The sequence below is a fragment of the Listeria monocytogenes genome (assembly GCF_041765605.1).
GTDB lineage: Bacteria > Bacillota > Bacilli > Lactobacillales > Listeriaceae > Listeria > Listeria monocytogenes_D.
In genome coordinates, this window is the sequence record NZ_CP168900.1 from 2,515,217 (window position 1) to 2,536,467 (window position 21,251).

Genomic DNA, 21,251 nt, shown 5'->3' on the forward strand with positions numbered 1-21,251 from the left:
TTATTTTACTGCCTCCAATAATGCTAAGAACGATGCTGGTTCTAAGCTTGCTCCACCTACAAGAGCGCCGTCAATGTCGGACTCTGCAAGATAATCAGCAATGTTTTCAGGTTTTACGCTACCGCCGTATTGAATACGAACTGCGTCTGCTGCTTTTTGAGATACAGCGTCTGCAACTTCTGCACGAATAACTGCACAAGTTTCGTTTGCATCAGCACTTGTGGAAGACTTCCCAGTACCGATTGCCCAAATTGGTTCATAAGCAATAACAGATTTGATTACTTGTTCTTCCGTTAATCCAGCAAGAGCTGCACGGATTTGACCACGTACCCAAGTATCTGTTTGACCAGCTTCACGTTGATCTAATGTTTCACCACAGCAAATGATTGGTGTCATGCCGTGTTTGAAGATTGCATGTGCTTTTTTGTTAATATCTTCGTCTGTTTCGTGGAAATACTCACGACGTTCAGAGTGTCCGATAATAACATAAGAAACACCTAAATCAGCAAGTGCAAACGGGCTAATTTCGCCAGTGAAAGCACCTTCGTCTTCAAAATAACAGTTTTGTGCAGCTACGCGAAGATTAGTTCCTTCAGTAAGACGAACTAATTCTTGTAAAAATAGAGCCGGTGCAGCAACTACTGATTCAACAGCATCGCTTGATGGCACGTTATTTTTTACGTCTTCTGCAAATTGTCCTGCTTTTGCAGCAGTTTTATTCATTTTCCAGTTACCAGCAATAATTGGTTTACGCATTTGGATAAACATCCTCTCGATATTAAAAATTATTTTTGGTTCAGCTTATTTGTCACTAATAGAAGCAACACCAGGAAGCTCTTTACCTTCAAGATACTCTAAAGATGCGCCGCCACCAGTGGAAATATGTGTGAATTTGTCAGCAAAGCCTAAGTCCATAGCTGCTGCTGCGGAATCCCCACCACCGATGATTGTTGTTGCATCCGTTAAGTTTGCAATAGCTTCACAAACGCCAATTGTACCTTTAGCAAAGTTGCTAAGTTCGAATACGCCCATTGGACCATTCCATACAACTGTTTTAGCGCCTTGAAGTTCTTTTGTGAATAAGTCAATTGTAGCTTGACCAATATCTAGTCCCATTTCATCAGCTGGAATGCTATCTGCACTCACTGTATGGAAAGGAGCATCGTTACTGAATTCTTTAGATACAACTGCATCAACTGGTAATACTAATTTATCGCCAGCTTTTTCAAGTAAGCCTTTAGCAAGTTCAACTTTATCTGCTTCTAAAAGAGATTTACCAATTTCTTGACCTTGAGCTGCCATGAAAGTGAAAGTCATTCCGCCGCCGACAAGAACTTTGTCTGCTTTTGTAAGTAAGTTTTCGATAACACCGATTTTGTCAGAAACTTTTGCGCCACCTAGGATTGCTACTAGTGGACGTGCTGGATTATCAACTACACCGCCGATGAATTTAATTTCTTTTTCCATCAAAAATCCGGCCGCTGATTCTAAGTTAGAAGCGATTCCAACGTTAGACGCGTGCGCACGGTGAGCAGTACCGAAAGCGTCATTTACGAAAACGTCGCCAAGGCTAGCCCAGTATTTTCCAAGTTCTGGATCATTTTTGCTTTCTTTTTTACCATCAATATCTTCAAAACGTGTATTTTCAAAAAGAAGTACTTCGCCGTCTTTTAACTCATCAATTGCTTTTTCAAGTTCTGGACCACGAGTAGTTGGAACGAATTTCACTTCTTTTCCAAGTAATTCGCTTAAACGAGCGGCTACTGGACGAAGAGATTTTCCTTCTTTATCTTCTTCTGTTTTTACTTTTCCAAGGTGAGAAAATAGAATTGCTTTACCGTTTTGTTCTAAGATGTACTCAATTGTTGGAAGTGCAGCAACAATACGGTTGTCGTTAGTGATTTTGCCGTCTTTCATTGGCACGTTAAAGTCAACACGAACTAAAACTTTTTTGTCTTTTAAATCTAAATCAGTTACAACTTTTTTAGCCATTTAGAGTTCCTCCATTAATTTTAAAGGATTGGGGTCGCCCCCGTTATTTCAGAAAATAAGCGGAAACAATAGTGTCTCCGCTTATTCTTGTTATTGCTGATGTGACTAGCACTTCAGTAAAATTAATCTGCTAATTATTTAGCGATTTTTGCAAAGTATTCTAAAGTACGTACTAATTGAGCAGTGTAGCTCATTTCGTTATCGTACCAAGCTACAGTTTTAACTAATTGTTGATCGCCAACTGTAAGAACTTTTGTTTGAGTTTCGTCAAATAATGAACCGAAAGTCATACCTTTGATGTCAGAAGAAACAACTTGGTCACTAGTGTAACCGAATGTTTCTGGATCAGAAGCTGCTTCCATAGCTGCATTTACTTCATCAACAGTAACTTTTTTGTCAAGAACTGTTACTAACTCAGTAAGGGAACCAGTTGGAACTGGAACACGTTGAGCAGCTCCGTCTAATTTACCTTTAAGTGTTGGTAATACTTCACCGATAGCTTTAGCAGCACCAGTTGTATTAGGGATAATATTTTCGGCAGCAGCACGTGCACGACGGAAGTCACCTTTTGGATGTGGAGCATCTAATGTATTTTGGTCACCAGTGTAAGCGTGAATTGTAGTCATTAGACCTTCAACAACACCAAATTTGTCTTCTAAAACTTTAGCCATAGGAGCTAAACAGTTAGTAGTACAGCTTGCGCCAGAGATAACTGTTTCAGTTCCGTCTAATGTTTCATGGTTTACATTGTAAACGATTGTTTTCATGTCGCCAGTTGCTGGAGCGGAGATAACAACTTTTTTAGCGCCAGCTTTAATGTGTAATTCAGCTTTGTCTTGCGCTGTGAAGAAACCAGTACATTCTAGAACGATGTCTACTCCTAGGTCACCCCATGGAAGTTCTTCTGGGTTACGGTTAGCTAATACTTTAACTTCTTTACCGTTTACGTTGAAGAAACCATCATGTACTTCTACTTCACCGTCAAAACGGCCTTGAGTTGTATCATATTTTAACAGGTGAGCTAACATTTTAGCGTCTGTTAAGTCATTGATTGCAACAACTTCAATTCCTTCCACATTTTGAATACGACGGAATGCTAGACGTCCGATACGTCCAAAACCATTAATACCAACTTTAACTGTCATAAGTCAATTTCCTCCTTGAAAATAGTGTTTTTTTTATTTCAAAAGGGTATTACTCCCTTTTAAAAGCGATTTTGCTGCTCCTTCATCCGTGATTAAAATCGTATTTTTTGGAGCGCTTTTCATATACGATTTGATTGCTTTGGCTTTCGATGTACCGCCTGCAACAGCGATAATGTGCGGGATTTGCGCTAAGTCTTCGAATTGAAGACCGAATGTAGGGACCTTATGTACAACCTCGCCCTGTTCATCAAAATAATAACCAAATGCTTCACCTACAGCTTTACGACGGATGATTTTTTCAAGTACATCTTCGCCGGTATGTCTGCGTTTCGCCATCGCGAGCGCATCACCTATGCCTAAAATAATAGCATTTGCGGATTGTACTAATCGTAAGCCTTCTTGAATTGCCGGTTCTTTCAGTAAAGAACGATAGGCTTCTTCGCCTAATTGCTCAGGAACATAGAGAACGCGGTGTTTTGTGTTTGTCTTTGTTGCCATCTTATCACAAATTGTATTCGCTTGATTGTCAAGGTCTTCACCAATACCTCCACGACCGGGAACGAAAAGTAGTTCTCTGCCTTTTGCGAAATCAGTTGTCATCATTTCGGCAACAGTTGCCATTGTAGAGCCGCCCATAACTGCGACGATGTTTCTTTTTTCGGTGAGCGCCATGTCTAATTGTTCTACCGCCACACGTCCCATTTCTTCGCGGACCCATGGAGTATCATCGCTATCACCTTGCACCACCAAGCATTTTTTGATTTGCAATTTCTTCGCTAATTGTTCTTCCATTGAATGTAACCCTGAAAGCTGATTCATGACATTTTCCAAATCGCGAAAAACGACCAAGCCTTCTTTAGTAACGGTCATTCCGGAAGAAGCAATTTCTACTAAACCTTGTGCTTTCAAAAATTCTACTTCGCCGCGCAGGACGCGTTCACTCATGCCTAACATTCCGGCAAGTGTCCGTCTCCCAACTGGTTCAGAAAAATAAATCGAGCGTAGGATTTGGTAGCGTTTTTGCATAATCATCAAAACGTCGGGCAATAACTTTTTCTGAATGTTAATTAAGTCTGACATTTTTAATTGCTCCTCATCTTTGGACGCTTAACGACCCACTTAGTCATCTGACGTCCCGTTAGAACTAAAAAAAGTAGAGATAGAGGTTTTTACAACTTTCAAGACTATTAAACTAGCTACTTCAGCTTGTTAACAAAGTGTCTCTCAATGTGATTTTTACCCCTTCTCTTTCTGCTTACGCTGGTGAATCTTTTTTTATGTTCTTTAACTACCCTACGTTCCCTATTCTAACAGTCTTGGCACAAATCTTCAAGTGTTAAGTGGGACATTTATGAAATATTCACCTGAAATTTACAATTAAATCTTAAACTGCAAACTTCTAAATAGGCTATACTAGTTGTTTTCCACCTCTTTAAAAAACGAAACATGCTCTTAGTAATTTTTTTGTTTTAAAAAGACGTTTTTTGTCCCACACACGGCTTGTGAGGCAAAAAACGTCTTTTAAAATCTTTTTCTTTTAGAGGAAGAAGGAATATTTAATTCTAATCGGTATTTCGCAATAGCTCTTCTTGAAACTTGAATTTCTTTTTCTGCGAGCATGTCTACTATCTTTTGATCGGAGAGTGGTTTTAATTTATCTTCTGCTGCTACAAATTCTTGTACTAGCTTTTTGATGGTTGTACTTGAAATATCACCTGTGTTTTCGTTCTCGGAAGATTTCTTTTGTAAACCAGATGCAAAGAAGCGTTTTAATTCGTACACACCATTCGTTGTTTCCATGTATTTTCCATTCACCGCACGGCTCACGGTTGATTCATGTACACCAAGCTCTTCCGCTACTTCTTTTAAAGTTAATGGTTGTAAATGCGCGGAATTATCTAGGAAGTAAGCTTTCTGATGACTGACAATCGCCTCACCAACTCTTTGCAAAGTGTTTTCACGTTGTTCGATGCCTTTTTTAATCCAATCAAATTCGCCGGCTTTTTCGCGCAGAAATTGGGCGACGTCTTTTTCTTCAGTTGCTCGCATCGTTTCGTAGTATGCTTCTTGGAAACGAACTTGCGGCAGGAATTGTTTTGCTAGTGAAACAGCAAATTCATCTTCGTGTTGGAGTAAAATTAAATCTGGGACAACGTATTGTACGCGTTCAGACTCAAACTCAGAACCCGGCTTTGGATTTAAGGTTTGAATCCAATCGGAAACTTCTTGAATGTCTTGCAAGCTAACATCCATTTCTGCAGCGATTTTCTTCCATTTTTTCTCTGCGAATTCCGTAAAGAATTTTTGGATCACGTCATAGGCAATATAAGGAGCATCCGGCGAGCGTTCGATCTGTAGTAAAATGCATTCACGCGCATCTCTTGCCCCAACGCCGGCTGGCTCCATGCTTTGCAAGATTTCTAGGCCTTCTAACACACTAGAATCATCCATTAAAAGCGCCGCACTGACATCTTTCAAATCTATTTGTAAATAACCATTGTCATTTAAACTTTCTATTAAATATAAGACGATAATTTTTTGTGTTTGCGTTACATCCATTAAATGTAGCTGTTCTTTTAGCGCATCGGCTAACGTCAGCTTATTGTCAGCTATTTGTTCTAGCCAATCTGTATCATCAGAACTTCCAGTGCTTTTTCGACTACTGTAAGAAAAGTCTGTTGCAAAATCCGAGCCTGGAATCACTTCAATTAATGGGTTCTCGAGTGCTTTATCTTCTAAAAATGCCACTAGATCAGCCGTTGCAAATTGAAGCATTGCAATAGACTGGGACAATTGTTGCGTCATATTTAATTTCTGTGACTGCTTTTGTTGTTGTTTTTGGACGAAATTAGATTCTAAACGCACATTAAAACCTCCATTAAAAATCCGTCTGATATACCTATACCAAACTAAATTCCATTTATTGTCTTCATTATAACATGCCATTTTTCAAATTACAGCAGATTCTCTTGGTTCTATTTCAAAAAAGTCCAAGCACTTCTTACGGTGCTTGGACTTTCGTTTATTTTGGTAAATGGTTTAAGAAGTTGCGCGATGCAAATCCTTCTATCTCTTCTTTAGTGTAGTGTTTTTCGAGTGTTTCAAGGAAGCTTTGGTATTTACCGGCGTGTTCGAGGCCTTTGACATGCTCTGGGATACCATCAAAATCTGAACCAAAACCAATGTTTTTCAGCCCACCGAGCTCACAAATATGGTCAATGTGGCGAATGACATCTTCTGTATTAGCCACGCCATCATTGGTTGTGAAAAGTGGATAGAAGACTACATGAATCATCGCATCATGCTCAATCATCGCTTTGATTTGTTCATCATCTAAGTTTCTAGGATGAGAACAAATTGCTTTGGCATTTGAATGACTAGCAATCACAAATTCAGCTTGTTCCAACGTTTCCCAAAAAGCTTTTACACTCAAGTGAGAAACATCCGTGAATACTTTTCTTTCATTTAAAAGATGGATAATGTCTTTTCCGAAGCGAGTTAGTCCTGCGCCACGTTCTTCCATAATTCCATCCGCTGCCAAATTGGCGTTGTTCCACGTTAGTCCGACAGATAATACGCCACCATCAAGTAATTGCGTTAATTTATCTAAATCACGTCCAATTGGTTCAATGCCTTCTAGCGTTAACATTGCGCCAATTTTATCTTCAGGTAGATTTTCTAAATCACACCATTTTTTCACATGATGGATAATTCCACCTTTATGCAATACGTGTTGTTTAAAGATATTAACTTGCTCAACCGCTTTTTTCCATTTATGTTCAACAGGGATATCTTCATCAAGAAAAATCGCGAATCCTTGTAGTAACATTTTAGCTTCCATAAGCCTTTCAAAGTTCACATCAAGTTCTTCTGCATCTTGGAAAGTGTATTTTCCTTTTCCAGCCTGTAGCTTGTAAAGCGCATCACAGTGGGTATCAATTACTCTCATTTTCTGTCGTTCCTCCTTTTAGATACATCTATTATATACTTTTCAGAGGAATAGACAAGAGATTTTTCAAAGCCGTTTTCATTTTGTCATTTTATGCTGTTTACCTGGCCAGAATGCCCATTTTCCAAGGAGCACAGTAATTGATGGAACTAGGAACGGACGGACGATGAAGGTATCGAGTAGGACACCAATTGCCGTAATTAAGCCAAATTGTACTAGTAGCTGAATTGGCAGTGTGGTTAGGACTCCAAAAGTTCCTGCTAAAATTAAACCTGCAGAGGTGATAACCCCGCCAGTTTGGCCAACTCCTTCTGTAATCGCTTTTCGAAGTGGCATTTTCTTGCTGTTTTTCCAAATACTAGAAATCATAAAGATATTGTAATCTTCCCCGAGTGCGACGATGAAAACAAAGGCATAGAGCGGAATTAAGCCAGAAATTGCCTCCACACCCATCGCGTAATGAATGATGACCCAACCGAGGCCGAGCGCTCCAACGAAGGACAAGAGAACGGTAGCAACTAAGTAAAGCATTGCTGTAATCGAGCGCAAATAGCATAGAAGCAAAATCGCGATCAAAGCGATAACAAGTGGAATAATCACTTTTTCATCGTGCTCTGTCACCGCGCGATCATCATATTGTGTCGCAGTTTGTCCGGCGATGTATACGTCATTTCCTTTGTCGGCAGCAGCTCGCACTTTCGGAACGACATCCATCGCTTCATTGCTATAAGGATTGTCTTTTAAAATAAGGGTATATTTTTGGTAACCTTTGCTTCGTTCTGGGCCAGTAACTGACGCAACTCCGTCCACATTTTCAAGTGAACTCTTCATTGATTCTTTGGAGTTTACCACTACTTCCATTGGCGCAAGCATACCTGCACCGAAATGATCACTAATTAAAGTAAATCCTTCCCGAGATGGCATATCTTCTGGGAACGTCGAAAGTGTATCATACGTGTATTTAACTTGTGTTGTAAAAATCCCACATCCGATTAAAATAATCAACGTGATAATTAAAATACGCACGGGATGTTTCGCGGACATTTCCCCAATTTTATGCCAAAAACGGTTTTCTTTGTGGTGTTTTGGTGTTTTGCCTTTTTTCTTCGCACGAGTTTCTTCCATTTCTACGGTTCTTGGGACAAATGGCCAGAATGATACACGACCGAATATGCCTAGAAGCGCTGGAACGAGTGTCAGCGAAGAAATCATCATAATGAAAATCGCTAAACTAAATGGTACAGCGAAATTGTGGAATGAACCATATTCTGCCGCTAATAGTAGAAGTAGCGCGGCCATAACAGTTAATCCACTAAGTGCAATTGCGCCTGCTGTTCCGCTAAATGCTTCTTTAAATGCTTGGAAACGATTTTTCTCGGTGTGCAGATGACTGCGGAATCTGGATATTAAGAATAAACAATAATCCGTTCCGGCGCCAAATAGTAATACGGTCATTATCGACAGCCCTTGTGAGCCATATGTGATGATACCTTCTTTCGCGAGTAAACCAAGAATCGGCGTAATTACTAAGTAGGCAAAACCAACTGCAATCAAAGGAATTAACGCTAAAATTGGCGAACGATAGATTACTAATAAAAATACTAGAACAAGAAGTACTGTTCCGATTAGCAGCGAAACATCCGCATCTTTAAATAGTCCACTCGCATCTACGCTAATACCAGCCGGTCCAGTTGTCCGAGCAACAAGCGTATCATCAGCGGATACTTTCTGCGCAAATGGATTTTCTCCAATGGTCGTTTTAGCCGCTGATTCAAGTTGCTTGAAGCTTTCTGTTAGTTGATCTGAAGTCGCGCTGTCTTTCATAATAACGGTTTGAATAAAAGTAGTTCCGTCTTTAGAAACTTGTTGTTTGAGCGCAACGGGTGGCATTTTATCGTAAGGAACTGCCATTTTTTGATAGTCTACTGGGTTTTCGGTCAATTCTTTGCTGTATTTTTGAATATTAACTAAGTCTTCGTTTGTTAAACCTGTTGAACGATACCAAGTGATAAGTGCTGGTACCCCGTCCGTTCCAGCAAATTTGTCATCAATGAGCTTTTGGGCGACAACAGAAGGCTCTGAATTCGGTAAATCTTTCGCGGCGTCATCTTTATAATCAGCTGCTTTCGGAAAGAAAAACTGTAAAATAATAATTGCGATAATCCAAATACCTAACGTTATAAACCGGCCTTTCTTGCCACCAACCCCACTGGCAATTTTACTTAAAAATCCATCTTTCATTATAAATCCCCCTTTAGTTTGCTTGTTTTTTCGTTTATCATTTGATAAGTGAAACGTCAAAAAAAGAAGCACGCTAATTTATACCTCTTTTTTACATATGCCAAACATCATTAAGTTGATTAATTCATCGATTTGTTCTGTAGTCGTTTGCTTTTGCGCAAAGCTACCTTTCCCTGAAAAAAGCGGGCTAATAGTGGATAAACAGTATCTCGCAGCGGTCTCAGCACTGATACCATCACGCAATTCGCCAGCATTTTCTAATCGCTCAAAAAAGTCTTGAAATGGTTCTAAATAGGTTTTTTGCCACAATTTATAAAGTAAAAATTGATTTTCTGGCTTCATTTCATTAAGAATATCATGAATCATTAGCAGAATATTGGTTGGATGCTCCTCAATTAACATGATTAACATATCATGCAGTTGTTCTTCTTTTGCTTTGCTCGTTTGCATAATTGGGTGCATTTCCACTTGAATATTTTGCGTCAATTCACGAACTACTTCAATATAAAGTGATTCTTTATCTTCAAAATGGTGATAAAGTGCTGGTTGGGTAATTTTGGCAATTTTAGCAATTTCTCTTGTCGAGACTGCCCGGTACCCTTTTTCCATAAATAAATCCCTTGCTGTATCAAGGATTTTCCTTCTGGTTATTCCTAATTCTTCTGCTCGAGTCCGCTTCTTTTCCATCATCACCCCACCTTTCTTATTTTGTTGCAGTTAGTAATGGAAGGTTTTTATTAATTAGTTTTTCTAGTGTTTCCTTATGCCACTTGCGGCCTAGAACACGTTTGCTAACAAGGTATTTCCCTTCCTCTAGCTCTCCTTCTTCGGTCACTGCACGAATATATAAACGATAAACCAATTTCTTTTTCTCAAGTGCAATTTGCTGGACCGTCTTCCCATCCAAAAAGTGCATTTCTGCGTCACTCAATTTAAAAACAAACGTAAAAATACCCGCTTCCGTGAACGCAAGAATAAGCGAATGTCTACCTCGCATATGAGGCCCCGCATATAAAAAATCAATTGTTTGAACGGTCAGATCATTGTCCGCACTATAAGTCCTTACTTCTTTTTCTAATCGGTCTTTCAAACTAGCAGCCAAAATAAGCGCCTCCCTTGCTGATTTATATTTTACCAGAAAATGGCGGGGGGAAGTAGGGAAAGTTTTTGATACTCAAAAATGACTAATTTATTCCCCTCATAATTCACAAAAAAATCAAATCAAGTATTCTCTTCTCGATTCATTCATGTTAATATCAATATTAGTGTTTATTAAGCGGGTATAAACGTTCTAACGATTATATAAATAATAAAGGGAAGTTGGTTTGCAAAATGGGAGAATTAGGTAATATCGAAACACGAAACGGGAGAACATCATTTTTTGATGGAGGTTTACTGCAATATATTGGTTGGACAATTCTTGGCACTTTGGTAACGATTTGTACGATTGGAATTTGCTATCCATGGGCTTTATGTATGGTTTATGGCTGGAAAATCAATCATACAGTTATCGAAGGAAGACGCTTGAAATTCCAAGGTTCTGCGGTTGGACTTTTTGGTCACTGGATTAAATGGCTTTTCCTAACAATCATTACTATCGGAATTTATGGTTTCTGGGTTTTCATTAAACTAGAAGATTGGAAAGTAAAAAATACAATCTTTAAATAAAAAGAAAAACATCTTCCACTATGGTGGAAGATGTTTTTTAATTCATTTCTAGGTTGTATTTGTGGTGTACCGATACAGCGACTTCTTTAAGCTTTTCATTCAACTATGAATATACCGTTCTTATTTGTATAGATAAAAATTATTAAGTAAAACTAAGGCCGCGATAATAATTAAATCCACCCGTAAAACATCTTTCTTATCTATCATACAAAAAGCATGAATTAAGCATCCTAATATCAAAATCGGCCAAAACAACCAATAATTAATGATAGACGCTGCCAATGCAACTACTAATAGCATAGTTAATAAAGTATATTCAATTACTTTAGATTTCCCCATCTACAATCTACTCCTTTTATGTAATAAATTCGGTTCTAATAAAAGTGTAACATGTTAATCCACGGTATAACCAAAAATGTAATGAAATGTTGGTTACTCCGTTTTTAATCGCTCGTCCATACTCCTAGCAGTTTATTTAAAATTCGAAAAAAGTGCTGTAAACATTGGTTTTCAACATTTACAACACTTTATTTTATGCCCTCGGAGGGAATCGAACCCCCATTTTAAGAACCGGAATCTTACGTGCTATCCGTTGCACCACGAGGGCTATATGTAGGCTCAAAATGCTTACCGTACGAATAATAATTATAGCGAAATTCATAGGGTTTTACAAGTTTTATTTTAGATGAAAAAGCCAGCGCCTCCGAAGATTTGCTGGCTCAGGTATTAATTTACTAATGTCCAAATGGAAGAGCTGTCTGGTTTTGCGCCTCTAACCCACCATTTTGCTTGGTATGTTTTTCCGTTATAAATAACTTTATCTCCGCCATTGTAGGCTTTTAGAGCGTTCCAAGCTGGGATTTCTGTGCTTTCATTTTTCCAAACATCGCTTGTGTCTGGTGTGTTGCCTTTTGTCCACCACTTCGCTGTATAGAGAACGCCTTTATAATAAATTTGGTCACCAGCGTAGTAAATTTGATCTGATTTCCAAGTGTTCATTGGATCTAGTGGCTTTGTGTTAACAGTGATTTCATTACTTACTAATGAACGATTTCCAGATGTATCTACTGCATACACTTTGTATTTATAACTTGTATTACTTACTAATTTTGTATCATCAAACATGGTTTTGGTGGATGTTGCGATTTTTACATTATTGCGATAAATTTCATAATTTTTCACTTCTACATTATCTGTTGAGGCTTGCCAGCAAAGAGCAATAGTTGTATCCGTTTGCCCATGCGACATTAAGCTTTTTGGCGCAGTTGGTGCTTCGTTGTCCACTGCCGGCGCTTCTTTTGTCGTCACGCTCAGATCGCTACTTAGTGTTGATTTATTTCCTGCAAAATCTTTTGCTCGAACAGTGTAAGTATAAGCAGTACTTGCGTTTACGGTAGTATCTTCATAAGAAGCTGTTTGACTTTCTCCGATTACTACACCATCGCGTAAAATTTCATAGCCTTTGATTCCTACATTATCGGTAGAAGCAGTCCATGTTAAACTTACTTTTTTAGCGGTAGTAGTTGCTGCTAAATTAGTCGGTTCTGTCGGTGCTTCGTTGTCAACAGCTGGTGCTACACTAGAATTAATAATGTTTGCATCAATTACTTGATAGAATGCATTTCCTGTATCAGCAATGTTCCAAACGCCCAAAATAACGTAGTATCCTGAACGATCATTTGGAATATTAATTTCTTGTTTTGTTAAAGCATTTGGTACGCTTCCATCCGCTTCAATCGTTGTGAGTGGCTCTAATGATGCTCTAGTTAACGGTTTATTTGGGTCCCAACCCTTTTTAGTAATAAAATATTGCCAGCTACTTGTTCTGTGTGGCGCAGTTAATGTCCATTCTACAGTTAGTGGGCCTGATTCTATATCTACTTTTGCCCAGCGGTTTGCCGTTTGAGCGTCTAACAGTGAATATTTCCCACCGCCCGCAATGCTCCCGTCAGCAGGTCCGCTTGCTGGAAATCCTTTTGGAGCCTCCACACTTTGTGGTTCATATTGTGCTGATCCAACCCCAACATTAATCCCTTTGTTGGCTAAATATACACGACTTGCAGGTTTTGATATGTATCCATGAGCTGAAGCAGTTGTTTGAAAAAGAACTACAGCTAACGTAAACACAGCAAAAAACATTCCAATCTTCGTCATTTTCTTCATGATGCACCTTCCTTTCAGTATAGTTCATTATACCTTTTTGTTAAATTTTAATGAAATAGTTTGCTTCAGACTTTATCGTTTGACCTAGTTTGACCATTCGTGTATGATATAAACAAAGCTAATTTTAAATTTACATTTAACAGGAGGAATCTTGATATGAACTTAATTCCAACAGTAATCGAACAAACTAGCCGCGGTGAACGTGCATACGACATTTATTCCCGTTTATTAAAAGACAGAATTATTATGTTAGGATCTGCAATTGATGATAACGTGGCAAATTCGATCGTATCTCAATTATTATTCCTAGATGCACAAGATCCTGAAAAAGATATTTTCTTATATATCAATTCACCAGGCGGAAGTATTTCAGCTGGTATGGCCATTTACGATACAATGAATTTCGTTAAAGCGGACGTGCAAACAATCGGCATGGGTATGGCTGCTTCAATGGGCTCATTCCTACTAACAGCTGGCGCAAGTGGTAAACGTTTTGCCTTACCAAATGCAGAAATTATGATTCACCAACCACTTGGCGGTGCTCAAGGTCAAGCGACTGAAATCGAAATCGCTGCTCGTCACATTTTAAAAATCAAAGAACGTATGAATACAATTATGGCTGAAAAAACAGGCCAACCGTATGAAGTCATTGCTCGTGATACAGATCGTGATAATTTCATGACTGCACAAGAAGCAAAAGATTATGGCTTAATTGATGATATCATCATTAATAAATCTGGCTTAAAAGGCTAATAAAAAAAGAGGTTTTGCACCAAATGCAAAACCTCTTTTTTTATACCTTATTTTATACGAAGCGCTGAATGTCTTCTTCCGTAAAATACATAAACTAAAATACCTAACACAAACCAAATACCAAATGCAATCCAAGTTGTTTTAGATAAATTAAGCATTAAATAAACACACAGTAAGAAGGAAAGTGCTGGTACGACAGGATAAAATGGTGTTTTAAATCCTTTTTGATTCAAGTCTGGGTTTCTTCGTAAAAAGAAAATCCCAATAGAAACCATTGCAAATGCAAACAACGTACCAATATTAATTAATTGTGCTAAATCTTCCATCGGGACAGTAGAAGCAATCAGCCCCATCACTGTCGCAAAAATCATCGTATTTCTAACTGGTGTATCATTTTTGCTAATTTTTGAAAATGATTGTGGTAATAAACCGTCACGTCCCATTGCGAATAACAAGCGTGTCCCGCCGTAAGACATAACAAGCACTACCGTTGTCATCCCAACAATCGCACCCACTGACAGCAAGCCTGCAATCCAGTTTTGATTAATGGCTTGAAGCGCGAAAGCAACTGGTGCACTAACACCAACTAAATCCGTATAAGGAACAACCCCTGTAAGTACTGCAGAAAGTAAAATATAAAGCAATGTACAGACTGCCAGTGAAGAAATAATTCCAATCGGCATATTTTTCTGTGGATTTTTCACTTCTTCTGCGGCACTGGATACAGCGTCAAAACCGATATAAGCAAAGAATACTGTGGAAGCACCTGTAATGACTCCTTGTACACCAAACGGCAAGAACGGCGTCCAATTATCAGGCTTCACATAGAAAGCTCCTACTAAAATAAATAATACAACCACTGCAATTTTTACTAACACCATAATATTATTCACTCGTGTGGATTCACGAATACCAAAACTAAGTAAAATACCAATTACCATAACTACTACAAATGCAAGTAAGTCAAAATAGGTTCCGGCACTTGGATCATAAGCTGATGAAATCGCCGTTGGAATATGTAAGTCAAATCCTGCTAGTAAGCTCTTCATATAAGAAGACCAACCACTCGCGATTGCAGCCACAGCCAAACCATATTCTAGAATCAACGACCATCCTAAAATCCACGCAACACCTTCACCGAACACATGGTAACTGTAGGTATATGCGCTACCTGCAACTGGTAATTTTGAAGCAAATTCCGAATAACATAATGCCGCCAAACAGCAAGCAATTCCCGCAATAATAAAAGAAATAATAATTCCTGGTCCCGCAATGACAGAAGCTACCTGCCCTGGAAGAATAAATATCCCTCCCCCAACAACCGCTCCGACTCCAAGCATCGTTAAATCAAACGCCCCTAACGTTTTGTTCAAATGATGTTTATCTGTCGCTGGGTTATGAAAACTCTTTTTTCTGAAAAAAGAATTAACTTTCGTCATAAAAATTCCTCCTTCTTAAATTCCAATTTTCAGTTAATTTATATGTGTATTTTTAAACTAACTTGAAAACTATTATTCATGGTACCATAAATAGACTGAAAAATATACAACATTTGTAGGTTTTTGTTCAAAAAAATTCAAAAAAAGCCTGAAACCCCAAAAAGGATTTCAAGCTTTTTATTTATTTCCACGCGCGTGAATATTGTTTTGGTCCTTCAATTGTTTCGCCTAATTGTTCGGCTGCATCTTTAGCAAAATAAGGATTTCGTAATAATTCACGACCAACAATAATTAAATCCGCTCGTTCATTGCACAAAATTTCTTCCGCTTGTTCGCCTCGTGTAATAAGCCCAAGCGCTCCAGTCGCAATACCCGCCCCGCGACGAATTTCATCCGCGAATGGCACTTGATAACCTGGGAAAACTGGCGGAGCCACATTAACTAAACCACCTGTACTAACATCAATTAGTTCCACGCCATCTGCTTTCATCCATTTGGCAAAAGGAATATGATCTTCTAGTTGCAAACCGCCATGGGCATAGTCAGTAGCGGAAACTCGAACGATAATCGGGCCGTCCCATACTTCCTTCACTGCTTTAATAATATCACTTAAAATTTTATATCGATTGCCAGCAGGTCCACCGTAATTATCTTCGCGACGATTCGTAATTGGTGATAGGAATTGGTGAATTAAATAACCATGAGCAGCGTGAATCTCAATAACATCAAATCCTGCTTCTTTTGCACGATAAGCGGCGCGTTTAAAATCAGCCACAACCTCTTTAATCGCTTCTTTCGTAAGTTCTACCGGTTTAGCAGATTTTTCGTCAAAAGGAATTGCAGAAGGAGCCACTATTTCACCTGGTAAAACAGCTTTTCTTCCAGCGTGCGCTAATTGAATACCTGCTTTTGCCCCGTGATAATGAAGTCCATCTACTAGACGTTTTAAAGCTGGTACTTGCTCGTCATTCCATAAGCCTAAATCAAATTCAGAAATTCTGCCTACTTCTTGAACCGCAGTAGCCTCTAATATTACAAGGCCGGTACCGCCAGCTGCTCTTGAAACGTAATGCGCAAAATGAAAGTCTGTTGCGATCCCGTCTTTATTTTCTACTGAATACATACACATTGGTGACATAACAATTCTGTTTTTTAGCGTTACATCTTTTAATTTATATTCTGAAAATAATTTTGACATTCTAATTCGCATCCTTTTCTTTTAATTAACTATTACTGATTTTCAGTCCTACTTGCGCTGGTGTTTCTCCGCTTCTAAGGCGCTCTGCAATCTGATCTAGTTTCCGGAGACGATGATTAATACCTGATTTACTTACTTGACCTGTTGTCAGCATTTCGCCTAGCTCTTTTAAAGTAACATCTTCATTAGCTATACGAAGCGCTGCAATCTCACGCAGCCGTTCTGGTAAAGCTTCTAGTCCAACGGTTGATTGGATATACTTGATATTATCGATTTGTCTGACAGCCGCATTAATCGTTTTGTTGAGATTCGCTGTTTCGCAGTTTACTAGCCTGTTCACCGAATTTCGCATATCTCGCATAATCCGAACATCCTCAAAATGAAGAAGCGCGCTAGTTGCTCCGATAATACTCAAGAATTCCGTGATTTTTTCCGCTTCTTTCAAATAGGTAATAAAACCATTTTTCCGTTCAAGCGTTCGCGCATTGAGATCAAATTGGTTCATCAAAGCGCAAATCGCCTCATTGTGCTCCTCATAAACAGAGAAAATTTCTAAATGATAGGAAGAAGTTTCCGGGTTATTAACTGACCCACTTGCCAAAAAGGCTCCACGTAAATAAGCACGTTTCGCGCTCCTCTTCTTAACAAATCCCCTATCAATCGATTTCGTAAACGTCATCGGTGGTTCTAGTATCCGCAAATCTTCCAAAATCCCTCGCGTGCCAGACTTCAAGCGAACAATATATACATTATTTTTTTTCAGTTTCATTTTTCGGCGTACAAGAAGTTCTATTGGCACTTCATATAAGTCTTTCAATAATTGATACATTCGTCTAGCTATAGCGGCATTCTCTGTTTGGACATCCATGATGACTAATTGACTCGAAAACGAGATTGCGCCATTCATTCGAATAAAAGCTGCGAGTTCCACTTTTGCATCGCTATCACTTACGTCCATATGGGTTAATTCTTTCTTGGTTTCCGATGCAAATGACATGGCTTACTCACTCCTTTTCATTAGTTTGGTCAGGTAACATCGCTAAAAGCGCATCCGCCACCTTTTCAGCAGCATGGCGCACAAGGCCATCCTCTGTAGAAAGAAAATCTTGATAAATGGCTTCTACGCCAAGCTCTTCCATTCCTTTAGCATTATGCTCTACTTGCGCAACATCCTCTGGGAATAAAAGTTCTTTCGGAACAGTCGTCGTATTAATTAACGTTTTATCTATAAAAGATTTTCCCACATGCTCATGGATAACTTTAATATGATCCGCATCTGAGAAAAAGTCGGTTTCGCCAATTTGCGTTAAAATGTTCGTAATGTATACTTTCGGAGCCTCGCTTGCTATAATTTCATCGGCTAATTCCGTAAGTAATAGATTTGGCAAAATACTTGTGTATAAACTTCCTGGACCAATAACAATCAAATCAGCCTCTTTTACAGCTTCCACTGCGGTCGGATATGGTTTAACATTTTCTGGTTCGATATAAACACGATTAATATGCTTTCCTTGTAATGGGATAAGTGACTCGCCGTGTACGATAGAACCATCTTCCATTTCGGCATTTAAGATAAGCGGTTGATCCGTTGCTGGGATGACTTTGCCGCGGATTTTAAGCACTGTTGCCAGAACATTAATGGCATCGACATAGCTATCATTCAACTGCGATAAAGCTGTTAAAATCAGATTCCCAATAACATGCCCCGATAAATCACCATCTACCGCAAAACGATATTGGAACAAATCGACAACACGTGGATCAACATTGGATAAAGCTAGCATGACATTACGAATATCCCCTGGTGGGAGTACATCCATTTGCTCACGAATTTTACCAGAACTACCACCATCATCCGCTACGGTCACAATGGCCGTTAAATGAATATCCTTCTTTTTAAGACCTTTCAAAATAACAGGAAGGCCTGTTCCACCACCGATTACTACTACTCTAGGTTTCGTTTCCTTTTTCATATTAACGACCCTTTCTACGTTTCATATCTCGGTGTGAAATCGTTGTCTCATATTTTTGTTGGATTGCCTTACCGACAAACTCCGTCAAGGCTACAGAACGATGCTGTCCTCCTGTACACCCAATAGCAATAACTAATTGTGTCTTCCCTTCTCGTTTGTAAAAAGGAAGGGTAAACATTAATAAATCTACTAACTTATCTAAAAAGGTCTGCGTTTCTGGCCATTTCATCACATATTCATACACATCTTCATCAAGCCCTGTCAAAGGACGCATTTTGTCGATATAATGTGGATTCGGTAAGAAGCGTACATCAAACACTAAATCAGCATCAATCGGAATTCCATATTTGAAACCGAACGACATCAATTGCACATTAAATACATCTTTATCTTCAGTTTGGAATTCATTATTAATTCGCTCGCGTAACTCGCGTGGCGCCATATTCGATGTATTAATAACTAACTGCGAACGGCCTTTTAAATCACTAAGCAGTTCACGCTCTGCATTAATCCCGTCAAGCACAGAACCGTTTGGCTCTAGTGGATGGTGGCGGCGCGTCTCTTTATAACGCGATACAAGCACCTTATCATCTGCCTCTAAAAAGAGAATTTTCGTTGTTATAAAATTGGTATTATCTAACTCATCGAGCGCCGGTTCAATCGAATCGAAAAACTCTCGTCCGCGAAGGTCCATTACGAGCGCGATTTTATCCATTTTGTCGCTTTCTTTCATTAACTCCCAGAATTTCGGAAGTAAACTTGGTGGTAAATTATCTACACAAAAATAACCGAGATCTTCTAAAGACTGCATTGCAACTGTTTTTCCTGCCCCAGACATCCCAGTAATGATTACTAATTTTAATTGTTTAGAAGTCATATCTGTCTCATCCTTTCGCACAAATAATATCTACCTTCCATTTTAGCACACTTCACACTAGAAAATCCCGGAAAAGTCTCTAAATAGAGTTTCCGGGATTTTTCTTTTTAAGCTTCGATATGTTGCATCAAATCAGCTTTTACTTTTTCTAATTTTGTGGTACTTTCTTCCTTACTTTCACCGCGAATACTAAAGTAGAATTTGATTTTCGGCTCTGTGCCTGATGGGCGTAAACAGAACCATGAACCATCTTCAAAATAACATTTAATAACATCCGCTGTTGGCAAATGGATTGCTTCGGTTTTTCCAGTCGCAACCCAAGTTGTTTCGCTTCTTAAATAATCTTCCACACGTTCCACAAGGAATCCACCCATACTTGTCGGCAGTTGTTCGCGGAAACCACTTGTAATTTCTTTGATACGCTGAGAACCGTCTTTACCACTTAAAGTTAAGGAAACTAGGTCTTCGTTGTAATAACCAAATTCATCGTAAATTTGATCTAAATCTTCTAGTAAGGTTCTGCCTTCTACTTTGCTAACGAGTGCAACTTCCGCAATTGCAAGAACCGCTTGAATCGCATCTTTATCACGCGTAAATGGCTTAACCATATAGCCGTTACTTTCTTCATAACCAAATTCAAACGTATGCTTACCAGTTTCTTCAAAATGTTTGATTTGCTCTGCGATAAATTTAAAGCCAGTTAATACTTCGATCATTTCCGCGCCATAATGCTTCGCGATTTCCGTTCCAAGATTACTTGTTACAATGGATTTTAATACCGCCGCATTAGCTGGCAATTCATTTTGCGCTTTCTTTTGTTTTAATAAATAATGTAAAATAATCGCGCCAATTTGGTTTCCAGATAACACTTCATATTCGCCGTCAAGATTACGGACTGCCACGCCTAAACGGTCAGCATCCGGATCTGTTCCGACTAAAATGTCGCCACCAAACTTCTTACCATATTCAATCGCCAGTAAAAAGGCTTCGCGATTTTCCGGATTAGGTGATTTTACCGTCCCAAAATCAGGATCATTCACGAATTGCTCGTCTACCTTAACAATATTTGTAAAGCCAACACTTTCAAGCGCTGGAACGCCAAGAATTCCACCAGTACCATGAAGCGGCGTGAAAACAATTTTCAAATCCTCCCCGCGTTCTTGAACAAGCTCCTTATTAACAATGACCTCTTTTAATTTTTCCAAATATGGACGGTCTACTTTTTCACTAATTACCTCTAGCAAACCATTTTCGATTAATACTTCTTGGTTCGCAACTTCTACAGAAAAAATATCTTCTACTGCGTTTATGTAATCAATTACGGCACTTGCGCCAGTCGGAGGCATTTGTCCGCCATCTTCGCCGTAAATTTTGTAGCCGTTATATTCTGGCGGATTATGACTAGCTGTAATAACAATCCCACCAAATGCATTTAAATGACGCACGGCAAAAGAAAGTTCCGGTGTTGGTCGAAGCGCATCAAAAACATAGCTTTTCACACCATGATGCCCTAAAACTGCCGCCGATTCAAAAGCAAATTCACGCGACATATGACGAGGATCATACGCAATAACTATCCCACGTTTTTTAGCCTCTTCCCCGTTCTCCGCCACAAATTGCGCTAAACCAAGAGAAGCTTTACGAATAGTATAGATATTCATACGGTTCGTTCCAACGCCTAGTACTCCGCGCATTCCAGCCGTTCCAAATTCCATATTACGATAAAAACTATCTTCCAGTTCTTTTTCATTAGCTTCCATATTCGTTAATTGTTTTCGTAATGCGCTATCTAATTTGTCATTAGCAACCCATTTTTGATATTCTTCTTGCCAATTCATTCTCTACACTCCTTC

The 21,251-nt window shown here is 39.0% G+C and carries 19 protein-coding genes and 1 tRNA gene; 2 read left to right on the plus strand and 18 right to left on the minus strand.

The features are described from left to right. The 9 genes from tpiA to AB2Q86_RS12830 form a co-directional block, all read right to left on the minus strand. Positions 1 to 756 carry a triose-phosphate isomerase gene (tpiA, locus tag AB2Q86_RS12790; RefSeq protein WP_003726581.1) on the minus strand — a complete coding sequence of 252 codons (756 nt, stop codon included), beginning with the start codon at positions 754 to 756 and terminating at the stop codon, positions 1 to 3. Positions 757 to 801: 45 nt separating this feature from the next. Beyond that, complete coding sequence (gene pgk / locus AB2Q86_RS12795; RefSeq protein WP_003726582.1) at positions 802 to 1,992, minus strand: phosphoglycerate kinase; 1,191 nt, start codon at positions 1,990 to 1,992, stop codon at positions 802 to 804. 134 nt (positions 1,993 to 2,126) lie between these two features. After that, positions 2,127 to 3,137, minus strand: a complete 1,011-nt coding sequence (gene gap / locus AB2Q86_RS12800) for a type I glyceraldehyde-3-phosphate dehydrogenase (RefSeq protein ID WP_003726583.1) — start codon at positions 3,135 to 3,137, stop codon at positions 2,127 to 2,129. A gap of 33 nt (positions 3,138 to 3,170) precedes the next feature. Next, positions 3,171 to 4,217: a sugar-binding transcriptional regulator gene (locus AB2Q86_RS12805; RefSeq protein WP_003727920.1), complete on the minus strand. Its 1,047-nt coding sequence runs from the start codon at positions 4,215 to 4,217 to the stop codon at positions 3,171 to 3,173. A gap of 441 nt (positions 4,218 to 4,658) precedes the next feature. Continuing rightward, positions 4,659 to 6,002: an RNA polymerase factor sigma-54 gene (gene rpoN / locus AB2Q86_RS12810; RefSeq protein WP_012580778.1), complete on the minus strand. Its 1,344-nt coding sequence runs from the start codon at positions 6,000 to 6,002 to the stop codon at positions 4,659 to 4,661. A gap of 157 nt (positions 6,003 to 6,159) precedes the next feature. Next, positions 6,160 to 7,086, minus strand: coding sequence for a dipeptidase (locus AB2Q86_RS12815; RefSeq protein WP_012580777.1), 927 nt, complete (start codon positions 7,084 to 7,086; stop codon positions 6,160 to 6,162). A 78-nt stretch (positions 7,087 to 7,164) separates the two neighbouring features. Next, a complete protein-coding gene (locus tag AB2Q86_RS12820) occupies positions 7,165 to 9,327 on the minus strand; it encodes an MMPL family transporter (RefSeq protein ID WP_012580776.1) in 2,163 nt (720 codons plus the stop codon). A gap of 78 nt (positions 9,328 to 9,405) precedes the next feature. Further along, the gene (locus AB2Q86_RS12825) at positions 9,406 to 10,014 is read right to left on the minus strand and encodes a TetR/AcrR family transcriptional regulator (RefSeq protein ID WP_041176567.1); all 609 of its coding nucleotides are present in this window, start codon (positions 10,012 to 10,014) and stop codon (positions 9,406 to 9,408) included. Positions 10,015 to 10,030: 16 nt separating this feature from the next. Further along, positions 10,031 to 10,429, minus strand: coding sequence for a hypothetical protein (locus AB2Q86_RS12830; RefSeq protein ID WP_003739723.1), 399 nt, complete (start codon positions 10,427 to 10,429; stop codon positions 10,031 to 10,033). Between the two features lie 230 nt (positions 10,430 to 10,659). Here AB2Q86_RS12830 and AB2Q86_RS12835 point away from each other — a divergent pair, with 230 nt between their 5' ends. Continuing rightward, positions 10,660 to 10,995 carry a hypothetical protein gene (locus AB2Q86_RS12835; protein WP_003725402.1) on the plus strand — a complete coding sequence of 112 codons (336 nt, stop codon included), beginning with the start codon at positions 10,660 to 10,662 and terminating at the stop codon, positions 10,993 to 10,995. A 120-nt stretch (positions 10,996 to 11,115) separates the two neighbouring features. Here the strand turns inward: AB2Q86_RS12835 and AB2Q86_RS12840 are convergent, their stop codons facing one another. The 3 genes from AB2Q86_RS12840 to AB2Q86_RS12850 form a co-directional block, all read right to left on the minus strand. Beyond that, the gene (locus tag AB2Q86_RS12840) at positions 11,116 to 11,334 is read right to left on the minus strand and encodes a hypothetical protein (RefSeq protein ID WP_012580774.1); all 219 of its coding nucleotides are present in this window, start codon (positions 11,332 to 11,334) and stop codon (positions 11,116 to 11,118) included. A 196-nt stretch (positions 11,335 to 11,530) separates the two neighbouring features. After that, positions 11,531 to 11,602, minus strand: a tRNA-Arg gene (locus AB2Q86_RS12845). A 119-nt stretch (positions 11,603 to 11,721) separates the two neighbouring features. Continuing rightward, on the minus strand, positions 11,722 to 13,158 hold the full coding sequence (locus AB2Q86_RS12850) for a lytic polysaccharide monooxygenase (protein ID WP_012580773.1): 1,437 nt from the start codon (positions 13,156 to 13,158) through the stop codon (positions 11,722 to 11,724). A gap of 156 nt (positions 13,159 to 13,314) precedes the next feature. Here AB2Q86_RS12850 and clpP point away from each other — a divergent pair, with 156 nt between their 5' ends. Further along, positions 13,315 to 13,911 (plus strand): ATP-dependent Clp endopeptidase proteolytic subunit ClpP, encoded by a 597-nt coding sequence (gene clpP, locus AB2Q86_RS12855; protein WP_003729993.1) that lies wholly within the window; start codon positions 13,315 to 13,317, stop codon positions 13,909 to 13,911. A 47-nt stretch (positions 13,912 to 13,958) separates the two neighbouring features. Here clpP and AB2Q86_RS12860 read toward each other — a convergent pair whose 3' ends face one another. The 6 genes from AB2Q86_RS12860 to AB2Q86_RS12885 form a co-directional block, all read right to left on the minus strand. Beyond that, positions 13,959 to 15,350, minus strand: coding sequence for an amino acid permease (locus tag AB2Q86_RS12860; RefSeq protein ID WP_003729201.1), 1,392 nt, complete (start codon positions 15,348 to 15,350; stop codon positions 13,959 to 13,961). A 181-nt stretch (positions 15,351 to 15,531) separates the two neighbouring features. Further along, complete coding sequence (gene namA / locus AB2Q86_RS12865; protein WP_012580772.1) at positions 15,532 to 16,548, minus strand: NADPH dehydrogenase NamA; 1,017 nt, start codon at positions 16,546 to 16,548, stop codon at positions 15,532 to 15,534. Between the two features lie 25 nt (positions 16,549 to 16,573). Continuing rightward, the gene (gene whiA, locus AB2Q86_RS12870; protein ID WP_003722604.1) at positions 16,574 to 17,545 is read right to left on the minus strand and encodes a DNA-binding protein WhiA; all 972 of its coding nucleotides are present in this window, start codon (positions 17,543 to 17,545) and stop codon (positions 16,574 to 16,576) included. A gap of 7 nt (positions 17,546 to 17,552) precedes the next feature. Next, a complete protein-coding gene (locus tag AB2Q86_RS12875) occupies positions 17,553 to 18,521 on the minus strand; it encodes a YvcK family protein (RefSeq protein WP_012580771.1) in 969 nt (322 codons plus the stop codon). Position 18,522: 1 nt separating this feature from the next. Further along, positions 18,523 to 19,398 (minus strand): RNase adapter RapZ, encoded by an 876-nt coding sequence (gene rapZ, locus AB2Q86_RS12880; protein WP_003729205.1) that lies wholly within the window; start codon positions 19,396 to 19,398, stop codon positions 18,523 to 18,525. Between the two features lie 107 nt (positions 19,399 to 19,505). Further along, entirely contained in the window at positions 19,506 to 21,236 is a 1,731-nt protein-coding gene (locus tag AB2Q86_RS12885) for a phospho-sugar mutase (RefSeq protein WP_012580770.1), read from the minus strand. Positions 21,237 to 21,251: the final 15 nt, after the last annotated feature.